This is a genomic window from Streptomyces sp. NPDC006393 (genome assembly GCF_040628575.1).
Lineage (GTDB): Bacteria > Actinomycetota > Actinomycetes > Streptomycetales > Streptomycetaceae > Streptomyces.
Map to the genome: position 1 here is coordinate 1 of NZ_JBEXZD010000022.1, position 14585 is coordinate 14585.

16 protein-coding genes and 1 pseudogene are annotated in these 14585 nt (G+C 70.1%); 11 read left to right on the forward strand and 6 right to left on the reverse strand.

Going from position 1 to position 14585, the window contains the following annotated elements; translation table 11 throughout:
* The 5 genes from atpA to ABZ484_RS12470 all read left to right on the forward strand — a co-directional run.
* Positions 1-1125: F0F1 ATP synthase subunit alpha (gene atpA / locus ABZ484_RS12450; RefSeq protein ID WP_358865852.1), on the forward strand; the 1125-nt coding region annotated here is incomplete at its 5' end.
* 21 nt (positions 1126-1146) lie between these two features.
* A complete protein-coding gene (locus ABZ484_RS12455) occupies positions 1147-2064 on the forward strand; it encodes a F0F1 ATP synthase subunit gamma (protein ID WP_358865853.1) in 918 nt (305 codons plus the stop codon).
* Entirely contained in the window at positions 2065-3501 is a 1437-nt protein-coding gene (atpD, locus tag ABZ484_RS12460; protein ID WP_358865854.1) for a F0F1 ATP synthase subunit beta, read from the forward strand.
* A 156-nt stretch (positions 3502-3657) separates the two neighbouring features.
* On the forward strand, positions 3658-4035 hold the full coding sequence (locus tag ABZ484_RS12465; RefSeq protein WP_030170208.1) for a F0F1 ATP synthase subunit epsilon: 378 nt from the start codon (positions 3658-3660) through the stop codon (positions 4033-4035).
* Positions 4036-4163: 128 nt separating this feature from the next.
* Positions 4164-4610: a DUF2550 domain-containing protein gene (locus ABZ484_RS12470; protein WP_358865855.1), complete on the forward strand. Its 447-nt coding sequence runs from the start codon at positions 4164-4166 to the stop codon at positions 4608-4610.
* Between the two features lie 73 nt (positions 4611-4683).
* Here the strand turns inward: ABZ484_RS12470 and ABZ484_RS12475 are convergent, their stop codons facing one another.
* Positions 4684-6513: a glycoside hydrolase family 18 chitinase gene (locus ABZ484_RS12475; RefSeq protein WP_358865856.1), complete on the reverse strand. Its 1830-nt coding sequence runs from the start codon at positions 6511-6513 to the stop codon at positions 4684-4686.
* Positions 6514-6654: 141 nt separating this feature from the next.
* A pseudogene (locus ABZ484_RS12480) lies at positions 6655-6750 on the reverse strand (DNA-binding response regulator); the annotation flags it as partial.
* Positions 6751-6868: 118 nt separating this feature from the next.
* Here ABZ484_RS12480 and ABZ484_RS12485 point away from each other — a divergent pair.
* The 4 genes from ABZ484_RS12485 (at position 6869) to ABZ484_RS12500 (ending at position 9801) form a co-directional block, all read left to right on the forward strand.
* Entirely contained in the window at positions 6869-7564 is a 696-nt protein-coding gene (locus ABZ484_RS12485; RefSeq protein ID WP_358865857.1) for a response regulator transcription factor, read from the forward strand.
* A complete protein-coding gene (locus ABZ484_RS12490; protein ID WP_358865858.1) occupies positions 7561-9063 on the forward strand; it encodes a HAMP domain-containing sensor histidine kinase in 1503 nt (500 codons plus the stop codon). The genes ABZ484_RS12485 and ABZ484_RS12490 overlap by 4 nt, the downstream gene beginning before the upstream one ends.
* Positions 9064-9157: 94 nt before the next feature.
* On the forward strand, positions 9158-9571 hold the full coding sequence (locus ABZ484_RS12495) for a hypothetical protein (protein WP_358865859.1): 414 nt from the start codon (positions 9158-9160) through the stop codon (positions 9569-9571).
* Positions 9571-9801, forward strand: a complete 231-nt coding sequence (locus ABZ484_RS12500; protein ID WP_358865860.1) for a hypothetical protein — start codon at positions 9571-9573, stop codon at positions 9799-9801. Before ABZ484_RS12495 ends, ABZ484_RS12500 begins: the two co-directional genes overlap by 1 nt.
* 27 nt (positions 9802-9828) lie before the next feature.
* Here ABZ484_RS12500 and ABZ484_RS12505 read toward each other — a convergent pair whose 3' ends face one another.
* Both ABZ484_RS12505 and ABZ484_RS12510 read right to left on the reverse strand, forming a co-directional pair.
* Positions 9829-10401 carry a cob(I)yrinic acid a,c-diamide adenosyltransferase gene (locus ABZ484_RS12505; RefSeq protein WP_358865861.1) on the reverse strand — a complete coding sequence of 191 codons (573 nt, stop codon included), beginning with the start codon at positions 10399-10401 and terminating at the stop codon, positions 9829-9831.
* Positions 10389-10817: an ATP-binding protein gene (locus tag ABZ484_RS12510; RefSeq protein ID WP_358865862.1), complete on the reverse strand. Its 429-nt coding sequence runs from the start codon at positions 10815-10817 to the stop codon at positions 10389-10391. The genes ABZ484_RS12505 and ABZ484_RS12510 overlap by 13 nt, the downstream gene beginning before the upstream one ends.
* Positions 10818-10929: 112 nt before the next feature.
* Here ABZ484_RS12510 and ABZ484_RS12515 point away from each other — a divergent pair, with 112 nt between their 5' ends.
* Both ABZ484_RS12515 and ABZ484_RS12520 read left to right on the forward strand, forming a co-directional pair.
* Entirely contained in the window at positions 10930-11766 is an 837-nt protein-coding gene (locus ABZ484_RS12515) for a helix-turn-helix transcriptional regulator (protein WP_358865863.1), read from the forward strand.
* On the forward strand, positions 11763-12011 hold the full coding sequence (locus ABZ484_RS12520; protein ID WP_358865864.1) for a DUF397 domain-containing protein: 249 nt from the start codon (positions 11763-11765) through the stop codon (positions 12009-12011). Before ABZ484_RS12515 ends, ABZ484_RS12520 begins: the two co-directional genes overlap by 4 nt.
* Before the next feature lie 22 nt (positions 12012-12033).
* On the opposite strand, the gene ABZ484_RS12525 is transcribed toward ABZ484_RS12520, so the two are convergent.
* Both ABZ484_RS12525 and ABZ484_RS12530 read right to left on the reverse strand, forming a co-directional pair.
* Positions 12034-13014: a L,D-transpeptidase family protein gene (locus ABZ484_RS12525; protein WP_358865865.1), complete on the reverse strand. Its 981-nt coding sequence runs from the start codon at positions 13012-13014 to the stop codon at positions 12034-12036.
* 60 nt (positions 13015-13074) lie between these two features.
* Positions 13075-13482, reverse strand: a complete 408-nt coding sequence (locus ABZ484_RS12530) for a hypothetical protein (RefSeq protein ID WP_358865866.1) — start codon at positions 13480-13482, stop codon at positions 13075-13077.
* Between the last annotated feature and the right edge of the window lie 1103 nt (positions 13483-14585).

The window sequence follows — 14585 nt, forward strand, 5'->3', positions numbered from 1 at the left end:
GTCGACGCGATGACCCCGATCGGCCGCGGTCAGCGTCAGCTGATCATCGGCGACCGCCAGACCGGCAAGACCGCCCTGGCCGTCGACACGATCATCAACCAGCGCGACAACTGGCGCACCGGCGACCCGAACAAGCAGGTCCGCTGCATCTACGTCGCCATCGGCCAGAAGGGCTCGACGATCGCGTCGGTCCGCCGCGCGCTGGAGGAGAACGGCGCGCTGGAGTACACGACCATCGTCGCCGCCCCGGCGTCCGACCCGGCCGGCTTCAAGTACCTGGCGCCGTACACCGGTTCGGCCATCGGTCAGCAGTGGATGTACGAGGGCAAGCACGTCCTCATCATCTTCGACGACCTCTCGAAGCAGGCCGACGCCTACCGTGCCGTCTCCCTGCTGCTGCGCCGCCCGCCGGGCCGCGAGGCCTACCCGGGTGACGTCTTCTACCTGCACTCCCGGCTGCTGGAGCGCTGCGCCAAGCTCTCCGACGACATGGGTGCCGGTTCGATGACCGGTCTGCCGATCGTCGAGACCAAGGCCAACGACGTCTCGGCGTTCATCCCGACCAACGTCATCTCCATCACCGACGGCCAGTGCTTCCTGGAGTCGGACCTGTTCAACGCCGGTCAGCGCCCCGCGCTGAACGTCGGTATCTCCGTCTCCCGAGTCGGTGGTTCCGCCCAGCACAAGGCGATGCGCCAGGTCTCCGGCCGCCTGCGTGTGGACCTCGCCCAGTTCCGTGAGCTGGAGGCCTTCGCCGCCTTCGGTTCCGACCTGGACGCGGCCTCCAAGGCCCAGCTGGAGCGCGGCCAGCGCATGGTCGAGCTGCTGAAGCAGGCCCAGTACGAGCCGATGGCCACCGAGGACCAGGTCGTCTCCATCTGGGCCGGCACCACCGGCCGTATGGACGACGTGCCGGTCGCCGACATCCGCCGCTTCGAGAAGGAGCTCCTGGAGTACCTGCACCGCAAGGAGCAGGGCCTCATGACCTCCATCAAGGAGGGCGGCAAGATGTCGGACGACACGCTCACCGCCGTCGCCGACGCCATCGCCGACTTCAAGAAGCAGTTCGAGACCTCGGACGGCAAGCTGCTCGGCGAGGACACCCCGGCCGCTGCCGCCAAGTGACGTAAGGAAGGGACCTGACTCATGGGAGCCCAGCTCCGGGTCTACAAGCGTCGCATCCGATCCGTCACCGCGACCAAGAAGATCACCAAGGCGATGGAGATGATCGCCGCCTCGCGCGTCGTCAAGGCGCAGCGCAAGGTGGCGGCCTCCACGCCGTACGCGCAGGAACTGACCCGCGCGGTCACCGCGGTCGGCACCGGTTCGAACACCAAGCACCCGCTGACCACGGAGGCGGAGAACCCGACCCGTGCCGCGGTTCTGCTCCTGACGAGCGACCGCGGTCTGGCCGGCGCCTTCAACTCCAACGCCATCAAGGCCGCGGAGCAGCTGACCGAGCGCCTGGAGCGCGAGGGCAGGCAGGTCGACTCCTACATCGTCGGCCGGCGTGGTGTCGCCCACTACAACTTCCGTGAGCGCAAGATCGCGGGGTCGTGGTCGGGCTTCACCGACGAGCCCACGTACGCGGACGCCAAGAAGGTGGCGGCGCCTCTGATCGAGGCCATCGAGAAGGAGACGGCGGACGGCGGCGTGGACGAACTCCACATCGTCTACACCGAGTTCGTCTCGATGATGACGCAGACGGCGATCGACTCCCGGCTGCTTCCGCTGCGCCTCGAGGAGGTGGCGGAGCAGACGCGGCAGAAGGACGAGATCCTTCCGCTGTACGACTTCGAGCCCTCCGCGGAGGACGTCCTCGACGCCCTGCTGCCGCGCTACGTGGAGAGCCGCATCTACAACGCGCTGCTCCAGTCGGCCGCTTCGAAGCACGCCGCCACGCGGCGCGCGATGAAGTCGGCCACCGACAACGCGGGTGAGCTGATCAACACGCTCTCCCGTCTTGCCAACGCGGCCCGCCAGGCCGAAATCACCCAGGAAATCAGCGAGATCGTCGGTGGCGCGAGCGCCCTGGCCGACGCGACCGCGGGGAGTGACCGATAAATGACCACCACTGTTGAGACCGCGACGGCTACGGGCCGCGTCGCCCGGGTCATCGGCCCGGTCGTCGACGTGGAGTTCCCCGTCGACGCGATGCCGGACATCTACAACGCCCTCCACGTCGAGGTCGCCGACCCGGCGAACGCGGGCGAGAAGAAGACGCTGACCCTGGAGGTCGCCCAGCACCTGGGTGACGGCCTGGTCCGCACCATCTCCATGCAGCCGACCGACGGTCTGGTCCGCCAGGCCCCGGTCGTCGACACCGGTGACGGCATCACCGTCCCGGTCGGCGACTTCACCAAGGGCAAGGTGTTCAACACCCTCGGTGAGGTGCTGAACGTCGACGAGTCCTACGAGGGCGAGCGCTGGTCCATCCACCGCAAGGCCCCGAACTTCGACGAGCTCGAGTCGAAGACCGAGATGTTCGAGACCGGCGTCAAGGTCATCGACCTGCTGACCCCGTACGTCAAGGGCGGCAAGATCGGTCTGTTCGGCGGTGCCGGCGTCGGCAAGACGGTGCTCATCCAGGAGATGATCTACCGCGTCGCCAACAACCACGACGGTGTCTCCGTGTTCGCCGGTGTCGGCGAGCGCACCCGTGAGGGCAACGACCTCATCGAGGAGATGTCGGACTCCGGCGTCATCGACAAGACCGCGCTGGTCTTCGGCCAGATGGACGAGCCCCCGGGCACCCGTCTGCGCGTGGCCCTCGCGGGCCTGACGATGGCGGAGTACTTCCGCGACGTCCAGAAGCAGGACGTGCTGTTCTTCATCGACAACATCTTCCGCTTCACGCAGGCCGGTTCCGAGGTCTCCACCCTGCTCGGCCGTATGCCGTCCGCGGTGGGTTACCAGCCGAACCTGGCCGACGAGATGGGCCTCCTCCAGGAGCGCATCACCTCGACCCGCGGTCACTCGATCACCTCGATGCAGGCGATCTACGTCCCCGCCGACGACCTGACCGACCCGGCCCCGGCGACCACCTTCGCCCACCTCGACGCGACGACGGTTCTGTCCCGTCCGATCTCCGAGAAGGGCATCTACCCGGCCGTGGACCCGCTGGACTCCACGTCCCGGATCCTGGACCCGCGGTACATCTCGGCGGACCACTACAACGCGGCCATGCGCGTGAAGAACATCCTCCAGAAGTACAAGGACCTCCAGGACATCATCGCGATCCTCGGTATCGACGAGCTCGGCGAGGAGGACAAGCTCGTCGTCCACCGCGCCCGTCGCGTGGAGCGCTTCCTGTCCCAGAACACCCACGTCGCCAAGCAGTTCACCGGCGTGGACGGTTCGGACGTGCCGCTGGACGAGTCGATCGCCGCGTTCAACGCGATCTGCGACGGCGAGTTCGACCACTTCCCGGAGCAGGCGTTCTTCATGTGCGGTGGTCTCGAGGACCTGAAGAAGAACGCGAAGGAGCTGGGCGTCTCCTGAGCCCTGAGCTCGCAGTGGGTCTCGCGGCTCACACGAAGTGAGTCTCACGACTCACACCCGGAAGGGGGCGGGCGCGTCCCGCCCCCTTCCTCACGCCCCTTAGAATTGACCCCAACACCCGGCACTACCGCCGGGTGGTGACCCGAGGAGCCACCCTTGGCTGCTGAGCTGCACGTCGAGCTGGTCGCCGCCGACCGCCAGGTCTGGTCCGGCGAGGCCACCCTGGTCGTCGCGCGCACCACGTCCGGCGACATCGGCGTCATGCCCGGTCACCAGCCGCTGCTCGGTGTGCTGGAGTCGGGCCCGGTGACCATCCGTACGAGTGAAGGTGGAACGGTCGTCGCCGCGGTGCACGGCGGTTTCATCTCGTTCGCGGACAACAAGCTGTCGCTGCTGGCCGAGATCGCCGAGCTCGCCGAGGAGATCGACGTCCAGCGCACGGAGCAGGAGCTGGAGCGCGCGAAGGCGGACGAGGACGAGGTCGCCCAGCGGCGCGCCGACGTCCGTCTGCGGGCGGCTGCGGCGGCGCGCTGAACCGAGCGCCATGCGATGACACCACTCAGCCGCGGCCGGTACCGGAGCAATCCGGTACCGGCCGCGGCTGAGGCGGATGTGGGTGTTTTTTCCGTTCCATTACCTAGGAGACGAGGAGGTCGGTATCGATGGTCCTCGCTCTGAGCGTGTGCGGGGTCGTGGTCGCGCTCGTGGTGGTGGGACTGTTCGTCTTCGGGCTGCGACGCAGGCTCATCCAGCGCTCCGGCGGCACCTTCGACTGCAGTCTGCGCTGGGAGGTGGCGGAGAAGCCCGACACCAGCGGCAAGGGCTGGAGCTACGGCGTCGCCCGCTACAACGGCGACCGCGTGGAGTGGTTCCGGGTCTTCTCCTACGCCCCCCGCCCGCGCCGCACCCTGGAGCGCGCGTCGATCGAGGTGGCCGGCCGCCGGCTGCCCGAGGGCGAGGAGGAACTCGCCCTGCTCTCCGACGCGGTGATCCTCGTCTGTCTGCACCGGGGCACGCGGCTGGAACTGGCCATGAGCGAGGACGCCCTGACCGGATTCCTGGCCTGGCTGGAGGCGGCCCCGCCCGGACAGAGGGTGAACGTCGCGTAGGGCACCGTGCTCATGACGAAGCTCCCCCGGACCAGGTCCGGGGGAGCTCCGTGTTTCAGGGGGCCTTGTCTGCTTACGACAGGCCGCTGCTGAGGGCGCTCACCAGTTCACCGTTGCTGGTGTCACCGCTGAACTCCCAGAAGAAGGCGCCGCCGAGGCCCTGGCTGTTGGCCCAGGCCATCTTCGACTTGATGGTGGCCGGGGTGTCGTAGGACCACCAGTTGCTGCCGCAGTGCGCGTAGGCCGTACCGGCGATGGTGCCGGTGGTCGGGCAGGCCGTCTTGAGGACGTGGTAGTCCTCGATGCCCTGCTCGTAGGTGCCGGCCGCCGGGCCCGTGGCGGTGCCGCCCGGGGCGTCCTGGGTGACGCCGGTCCAGCCGCGGCCGTAGAAGCCGATGCCGATGAGCAGCTTGCTCGCGGGCACGCCCTGGGCCTTGAACTTGGCCATCGCGTCGGAGGTGGTGAAGCCGTCCTTCGGGATGCCGTTGTAGGACGTGAGCGGGGAGTGCGGGGCGGTCGGGCCCTTCGCGTCCCAGGCGCCGAAGAAGTCGTACGTCATCACGTTGTACCAGTCGACGTACTGCGAGGCACCGGCGTAGTCGGTCGCCTCGATCTTGCCGCCGGCGGAGCCGTCCGCGGTGACCGCGGCGGTGACGAGCTCCTTGCCGAACTTGGCGCGCAGCGCGGCCATCAGGTTCTTGAAGGCCGCCGGGCCGCTCGAGTCACAGGTCAGACCACAGGCGTTCGGGTACTCCCAGTCGATGTCGATGCCGTCGAAGACATCGGACCAGCGCGGGTCGTGCACCAGGTCGTAGCAGGACTGGGCGAAGGCCGCGGGGTTCTTGGCCGCCTCCGCGAAGCCGCCGGACCAGGTCCAGCCACCGAAGGAGTAGATCACCTTGATGTTCGGGTACTTGGCCTTCAGCTCGCGCAGCTGGTTGAAGTTGCCGCGCAGCGGCTGGTCCCAGGTGTCGGCGACGCCGCTGACGGAGTTGTCGGCGGTGAAGGCCTTGTCGTAGTCGGCGTAGGAGTCGCCGATCGCGCACTTGCCGCCGGTGACGTTGCCGAAGGCGTAGTTGATGTGCGTGATCTTGGACGCGGAGCCCGACGTCACGATGTTCTTGACGTTGTAGTTGCGGGCGTAGATGCCCCAGTCGGTGAAGTAGCCCATCCTCACCTTGCCGCCGGTGGGCGGCGGGGTGGTCGTGCCACCGGTGGTGTGCACGGCGACCGATCCGCTGACCGGGCCGGTCTGACCGGCGGTGTCACGGGCCTGGACGGTGTAGGAGTAGTCGGTGCCGGCGGTCAGACCGCTGTCCGTGTACGAGGTCGTCGTCACGGTGGCGACCGTCTTGCCGTCACGTAGGACGTCGTAGTTCTTGATGCCCTTGTCATCGGTGGCCGCGCCCCAGCTGAGCTTCACCGAGGTGTCGGTGATGCCGGAGGCGGTCGGAGCGCCCGGCGCGGAGGGCGGGTTGTCGCCCGGCACGGTCGGCCCGCCGTCGCAGCTGCCGCCGTTGACCATGCAGTTGCTGGGGGAGCCGGAGCCGGTGCCGTTGAAGCCGAAGGAGACCGAGGCACCCGGGGCGATGTTGCCGTTCCAGGTGTTCTTGGCGGTCCAGTGGTTGGCGGAGTTGGTCACCGAGGCGTCCCACGCGGAGGTCACCTTGGTGTCGGAGGGGAAGTCCCACTCCAGGGTCCAGGAGCTGATCGCGGTGGTACCGGTGTTCTTGATGGTCCACTGCCCGCCGAAGCCGGAGCCCCAGTCCTGGGTCTTGGTGTAGGTGGCGGTGGCCGAGGTCGCCTCGGCCGCGGCGTTGGCGGAGTCGGCGAGTCCGACCAGTCCGGCCAGGGGAAGCAACAGGGTCGCGAACCCTGCCGCGGCTCTGTGTCTGAAGCGCATGCTGCGCCTCCCTTGTCGGGGGATTATTGGTTATTGTCAGGAGCATGACTGAGCCATCACGCCCGCAGTGCTGCGAGCGTAGAAAGGTCTGGACCATAGGTCAATAGGTCTGGACCACTGGGCAGGGAGTGGTCCCTGGGTCCCCAACTCCTGTGCCGGCACCGCGGCTTGGACCCGGCTGCGCAGCTCCAGCGTGCCCAGCAGGCGGCTGACGTGCGTCTTCACCGTCGCCTCCGCCGTCGGCTCTGATCACGGCCCGATCGCCCCGACCTGTCTGCTCTTCCCCAAGAAAGCTGCCGCCGGGTCCGCGCGCTCCGAGGACGGTCGTACGCTGACCGGGCGATGAGGAGGGCGGATGTCGGATGCCGGGCGGGCCGGGGACGTGCTGGTCGTCGACGACGATGCGGCGATACGTCGCTCACTGGAGCGCGGGCTGCGGCTGAGCGGGTTCGCGGTGCGCAGCGCGCTCGGCGGGGCCGAGGCGCTGGAGGCCATCGGGCAGGCGCCGCCGGACGTGCTGGTCCTGGATGTGTCGATGCCCGGAATGAGCGGGATAGAGGTGTGCACCCGGCTGCGCGCGGCCGGCCAGGACCTGCCCGTGCTGATGCTCTCCGCGCTGGACGAGACCGCCGACCGCATCGCCGGGCTCCAGGCGGGCGGCGACGACTACCTGGTCAAGCCGTTCGCCTTGCAGGAACTGGTACTGCGGCTGCGCGCGCTGCTGCGCCGCCGCCCGCCCGCCGGCCGTGAGGTGCTGCGCGTGGCGGGCCTGGTGATCGACCCGGCGGCGCGCACCGCCGAGCGCGACGGGCGGGCGCTGGAGCTGACCCGGCGCGAGTTCGAGTTGCTGGAGGTGCTCGCCCGCAACGCCGGGCTGGTCCTCACCCGCGACCAGCTCCTGGAGCGGGTGTGGGGCTACGACTTCGACGTGCGCACCGACACGGTCGACACCTTCGTCAGCTACCTGCGGCGCAAGCTGGAGACGGACGGGCGGCCGAGGCTGGTCCACACCGTGCGCGGAGTCGGCTTCGTCCTGCGGGACGCGCCGTGAGGCTCTCCACCCGTATCGGGCTCGCCGTCGGCTGCACCGTCCCGCTGCTGGTGGCCGCCTCCGGCTGGCTGCTGCTGCACCTCGTCGCCCGCGACCTGCACCGCGTGGAGGACGACCATCTGCGCCGCCGGGCCGCCGCGATCGCCCCGGACGCCCGCGCCCTGCTGCGCGCCACCCGCAACGGCCGCCCGAAGGCCGCCGACACCAGGGAACGGCAGCTGTTCAGCTCCGCCCTCGACGTCGGCGTACGCGTCGTCGCCCCGGACGCCACCTTCAGCGGCGGACCGCAGCCCGACACCTCGGTGAGCCTGCCCGGCCAGGCCCCGGGGCCGGTCACCGTCCGCGCCGGCGGCCGCAGTTGGCGCGTCCTGTCCCGGCCGCTGAAGGGCCCGGCCACCTCCGGCACCCTGTGGGTGTTCTCGCCGGACACCGCCGACCGGGCCCAACTGGGGGCCGTACGCCGTCGCGTCGTCCTGACCGCGCTGCTCGCCGCGCCCCTGTCCGGACTGCTCGCCTGGGGCCTGGCCGGCGGCGCGAGCGCGCCCCTGCGCCGCCTCACCCGCCGCACCGCCGGACTCGACCCGCGCACCTCCGCCGCCCGGCTCGACCACCGGCCGACCGGTGTCACCGAGGTCGACGAGCTGGCGGCCACCGTGCGCACCGTCCTCGCCCGCTACGACGAGCAGGCCGCCCGCACCGCCGAGGCCCTGGACACGGCCCGCTCCTTCTCGTCCGCCGCCACCCACGAACTGCGCACCCCGCTGATGAGCATGGGCACCAACCTCGACATCCTCGCCGGCCACCCCGACCTGCCCGAACCGGACCGCACCGAGGTTCTCACCGACCTCAGGCGCGAGCACGCCCGGCTGCTCGGCCTGCTGGTGATGCTGCGCGAGCTGGGACGCGGGGACCTGGTGGAAGCGGAGGCGCTGGGCACCGTGGACGTCTCCGAGGCCGCCGACGCCGCCGTGGCCGAGGCCCGCCGCCGCGCCCCGGACGCCCGGATAGCCCTGGACGCCCCGCCCGGCCTCGCCGTGCACGGCTGGGAGCCGGGGCTGCGGCTGCTCCTGGACAACCTGCTCGGCAACGCCCTGGCCCACGGCCGGGACGCGCACGGACGGCTCCGGGTGACGGTCGGGGTGCGCGGCGCCGGGCACCAGGTGGTGATCACCGTGGACGACCAGGGGCCAGGCGTACCGCCCGAGGCCCGGGAACGGATCTTCGAGCGGTTCCAGCGGGGCCCGGACAGCACCGGCTCCGGACTCGGGCTCACCCTCGTCGCCCAGCAGGCGGCGCTGCACCGGGGGAGCGTCACCGTCACGGACGCGCCCGGCGGCACGGGGGCGCGTTTCGAGGTGCGGCTGCCCTCGGGCGGCGCGTCAGGCGGTGCGTCGGGCGGCGAATCGGGCGGCGGGGGCGAGCTGCCGGGTCCGCGGGACTGGCTGATCGGCACAGCCGGGACGAACCGGCCACAGAGTTTTCCCAAAGACCGTCCCTAGCCTGCGTCGCACCGGACGGACGACGGACCACACCCCGTCCGGAACACGCACGAAGAACATGCGTGACAACGCATGCGAACGGACGGAGAGGCAGATGGACGCACGACGACGGACGCGCACGCTGCTCACGGGACTCGCCGTGACGGCGGTCCTCGCGGGCACCACGAGTGCGGCGGCGGCCGACAGCGCCCCCGCACCCGGGCCCACCGGTGACGGCGCGCACGCGCTGTGCAAGCGGGTGCCGAAGCTCGACCGGCGCATCGACCGGGCCCTGAAGCGGCTGGACGCGGGAGCCGGCACCCGAGGCTCGGTCGCCCGGTTGCAGAAGCGCGTCGACAACGCCAAGAAGGCGGGCCACACCGAGATCGCCACCTTCCTCCAGGACCGCCTGAACCACCGCACGTCGCTGCGCACCGACCTGGAGCAGCGCAAGAAGGACCTGGCGTCGGTGAAGACCTGGTGCCAGGCCAACGACAACGGCAAGAGCACGAACAAGAAGGGGAGCTGATGCGCTCCGCGCGGGCGGCGGCCGTGTCGGCGGCGCTGCTGGTGGGCCTCACCACCGGCTGCGCCGGCCACGCGGGCACGGCCCCGAAGGCGGCGCCGTCCGGATCCGCTTCGTCCGCCGCGCCCTCGGGCTCTCCCTCGGGCTACGCGGACATGCAGAAGAAGGTGGACGCGGCCGAGTCCGCGGTCGCGGCGGCCGACCGGGACGCGGCGAGCGACGACGACCGCTGAGGCAGGGCGGCCGGGCGGGTATCGGGGCTAACGCTCTCCGCCCGGCACCCACAGCACGTCGCCGGTCTCCTTGTTCGCCGTCCGCGCCAGGATGAACAGCAGGTCCGACAGGCGGTTGAGGTAGGTCGCGGTGAGCGGGTTCATGATCTCGCCGTGCACCTCCAGCGCCGCCCACGTCGAGCGCTCGGCCCGCCGTACGACCGTGCACGCCTGGTGCAGCAGCGCCGCGCCGGGCGTACCCCCGGGCAGGATGAAGGAGCGCAGCTTCTCCAGCTCGGCGTTGAACCGGTCGCAGTCCGCCTCCAGCCGGTCGATGTAGAACTGCTCGACCCTGAGCGGCGGGAACTCGGGGTTCTCCACCACCGGCGTGGCCAGGTCCGCCCCCACGTCGAACAGATCGTTCTGCACGCGGACCAGGACCTTCACGATCTCCTCGCCGAGCCCGCCCAGCGCGATCGCGGTGCCGATCACCGCGTTCGCCTCGTTGGCGTCGGCGTACGCGGCGATGCGCAGATCGGTCTTGGCGACCCGGCTCATGTCACCGAGTGCGGTGGTGCCCTTGTCGCCGGTCCTGGTGTAGATACGCGTCAGATTGACCATGCGGCCAGCGTAGCCGCGAACTCGCACCACACCACCTTGCCGGGGCTGCGCCCGCCCACCCCCCATTTGTCCGCCAGCTCCGCCACCAGCAGCAGCCCGCGCCCGCCCTCGCCCGGCTCCCCGGCGTCCGGCCGCGGGACGGCCGGCACCCCGTCCCCGCTGTCGTGCACCTCCACCCGCAGCCCGCCGCCGTCGTACGGCAGCAGCCGCAGCAGGAAGCCACGGCCGGGCGGTGCGCCGTGCACCAGGGCGTTGGTGGCCAGTTCGCTGACGCACAGCACGACGTCGTCCGCGCGGCCGGTCACGTTCCAGTCGGCCAGCGCACCCCGCGCGAAGGCGCGGGCGGCGGGAACGGACCGGCGTTCGCGCCGGTAGAAGCGCTCACGTGGGGAGGGGAGTCGGTTTTCGGTGTTCACCTGACGAGAGTTACGCTCCGTGGTCATCATGGAACAGTGCGCGCATCCGTACGGCCCGACCGTACGGACACGCGCCAGTGAACGTAGGCACGCGGGTGGGGAGTTCGACCGCATGAGCACCACGACACGGTCACGGTCCAGGGCGCGCAGGAACGCCTCGGCGATGAAAATGGTGGGCGCCCTGCTCGCGGTCTTCCGCGAGGCCGCCGGATACACGCAGCGGTCGCTCGCGGAGCGGTTCTTCGTCAGCGAGCAGCAGATCGCCTCGATCGAGCAGGGGCGACGGCCGCTCAAGCCGGACCTCGCCGAGCGGCTCGACGAACTCCTCGGCACCAAGGGGGCGTTGAGTGAGGCGCTGAAGTACATGCCGGAGGTGGATCTCGTGCCGCTGTGGGCGGAGGAGTATCTGGACCGGGAGCGGGAGGCTGTCGCGATCTCGGTGTATGCGAGCTTGGCCGTGCCCGGTCAGCTTCAGACGGAGGCGTACGCGAGGGCGGTCTTCCGCAGCCGTGTGCCGGTCTTCGACGAGGATGAGATCGAGCAGCTCGTCACGGCGCGTATGGAGCGTCAGGTGATTCTGCACCGCAAGGTCCCGCCGACCACGAGCTTCGTGATCTGGGAGCCGGTCCTGCGGGACTTCCTGGGCGGGAAGGATGTCTACGTCGAGCAGGTGCGCAAGGTGCGCGAGTACGCAGACACGCCGGGCCTCAGCGTTCAGATCTTGCCGCTGGGGCGCACCTCACATGCCGGGCTCGACGGCCCGTTCGTCCTCCTTGAGACCCCCGAATACCAGCGGCTCGCCTACACCGAAACGCAGCGCGGCAGTCAACTGATCGCTGATCGCGACGAGGTGGCGATCCTGACCCAGAAGTATGCGATGCTGCGAACGCAGGCCCTCAACACCGAGGACACGAGGGAACTGCTGGACCGACTGTTAGGAGAGGCATGAGCGGCACCGCACTTGTGTGGTTCAAGTCCAGCTATAGCGGCAGCGAAGGCGGCGAGTGCCTCGAGGTCGCCTACGACTGGCACAAGTCCAGTTACAGCAGCGAGGAGGGCGGCGCCTGCCTCGAAGTAGCCGCCCACCCCACCGCCATCCACCTCCGGGACTCCAAGACCCCGGAGGCCCCCCACCTCACCGTCGCGCCCGCCGCCTGGACGGCGTTCCTGGAGCTGGCCGCGCGGCCGGAGTAGTCGGCCCCGCCGTGCGCGTCCGTCAGCCGATGGCGATGCGCGGGTGGGCGCCGGGCCGGATCCAGCCCATGATCTGATCCATGGTGGCCCTCGGCACAGACACGCACCCGGCGGTGGCGCCGGACCCGTTGACGTGCAGGAAGATCCCCGCGCCGCGACCGGGCGTGGCGGGCCACCGGTTGAAGTTGATGACGAGGGCCTTGGCGTACTGGGTGGAGTAGTTGATCAGGTGCTCGCTGCCCCGGTCGCCGGACTCGGTGAGCGGGAAGTCGGCCCCCGCCTCGCCGTGCATGGAGTTGTAGTACTTCGACTCGGGGTCCTCCACCCACCAGTCGTCGGAGTCGACCACGTGGTACGGCATGCTCGTGCCGCTCGACGAGACACCGAACCCTTCCGTGATGGTGTACGTCCCGGAGGGCGTCGTGTACGTCCCCTGGCGGCGCGTCGATCCGTCCGTCACGCCGTTCGAGCCCACCCGCCCGGCGCTCGTGCCGAACTGCGCCTTCCAGCCCGAGGATCCCTTGGACCAGGCCGTGACGGTGGCGTAGGAGCCGCTCGCCTTGACGGTGATGATCTGCGTGGCGTCGCCCACCTGGACGGGGACGGGGAAGTCGGGTGCGCTGCCGGCGGCGGAGCTCTGCGCATCGCCGCTTCCGGAGCCGGAACCGCTTTTGGAGCCGGAACGGGCCACGGACGCCGTCTGCTTCGACGACGCCTTGGCGCCGGGCTCGGCGGACGCGGACGCGGATGCCGACGACGAAGCGGAGGCCGATGCGGACGCCGACGCCGAGGTCGACGAGGACGCCGAAGCGGACGCGCGCGCCGAGCCGGTCGGCGTGGCTGCGGAGCCGGTCACGTCCGCCGCCACCTGCTCGGCGGACCGCGCGTCGCCCGCGCCGCCTCCGCAGCCGCTCACGAGGAGCAGCGCCCCGCCGGCAGCGGCCGCGGCGAGCAGTCTGCGGGCGCGGAGGACGGAAAACTCGGATTCCCTCGTCGGGGACATGTCGGACAGCACAGGAAACCCTTCATGAAGTAGGGAGCGAAGAGGGGACGTGGACCGGGCTCAGCCCGACGTCTCGGCCTCCGCCGTCGGCAGTGTGCCGGAGCAGGTGGCGCGGCCGAAGGAACCCATGGCGGTGGCGCTCTGGACGTGGCTGCCGCGGATGGCGAGAGCGCAGCGCGCGGTGCCGCCGTCCTTGTCGAGGACAATGCTGATGAGCGGGTCATGGCCGACCGGCACGTCGACGGTGGTGCGCCAGGGCAGATGGGCACCCCGGACCACGGTCGCCTTCCCGGACTCGCTGCCGGCCTGGAAGGTGAGGTCGGCGGTGCCGCGGCCGGTCACCTCGTAGGTGACGGAGGCGGTCGGGGTCCGGGAGCGTGCCGACTCCTTCCCGCCGTCACCGCCGTCGAGGACCCCGTACAGCACCAGGCCGCCGCACGCTGCCAGTACGGCAGCGGCCACGAGCACGCCGGCGCGATCGGGCCTGCGGCGCGCGGGGGCACCGGGCGCGGACTCCGTGCTTTCCGGCGCGTCCGGGGATTCCGATGCTTCCGCCGTCGCTTCCGATGATTTCCCGGCATTCTCCGCCGACGATTTCCCCTCGCCCATGCGCATTCCCTTTCCGCTCCGAACCGGCTCCTTATACGCGATGGAGAGTGGCGTTCGCAAGCGGAGGGACAAACCGGGCGGCGATATTCCGTGATGGGGGAACTGTCGGGCTTGCGCGTGTGCTTGACACGGCGTCAGTTCAATGATTAGAACCGCGGCGCCGCTACGTCTGGCCTGCTCACCAGGGCATGCCGGACCGTTTCGGCACCTTCTATGACGTCCGAGAAAAGGAATGGGTTGCAGTGAGACCCACACGGGGCAGGCTTATCGCGTGCCTGGTCGTGGCCGCGCTGACAAGTAGCGCGCTACCCCAGATCGCATATGCCGCGCCCGTACACGACGACGGTGACGGCAAGGGAATTGTCGACGCCGTCAAGGGATGGTTCACGAGTGATGACAAGCATGCGCTCGACGAGCCGCCGTCCCATGACGAACTGGACATGGCCGACCGGCAGAAGCTGCCGAAGGGAACGATCGCGGCGAAGGCCGGCCGGGTCAGGGAGCTGACGGGCAGGCGCACGTCGAGTGCGCGGTTCTGGCAGTTGTCGGACGGCCGGGTCGAGGCGGAGCTGTCGGCGGTGCCGACCTCCTACCGGGACGCGAAGTCGAAGTCCTGGAAGAACATCGACACCACGGTCCGCGCGTCGGACGCGCAGGGCTTCGACTTCGCCAACACCACCAACGAGGGCCGCAGCTGGTTCGGCGAGGACCCCGGGAAGCTGGTGCGGTTCCAGGCGCCGGACGGCCGTTCGGTCACCCTGGGCCTCGAGGGCGCGGGCCGGCAGCTCGAGCCCACGGTCAAGGGCTCCAAGGTCACGTACGCGGACGCGGTCAACGGTGCCGATCTGGAGTACGGTGTCGGCCCGGGACGGGTGAAGGAGAACATCACCCTCGCCGAACGCCCCGCCCGCCCGGTGCGGTTCACGTTCACCCTGGACACCGCCGGGCTGACCCCGAAGGCC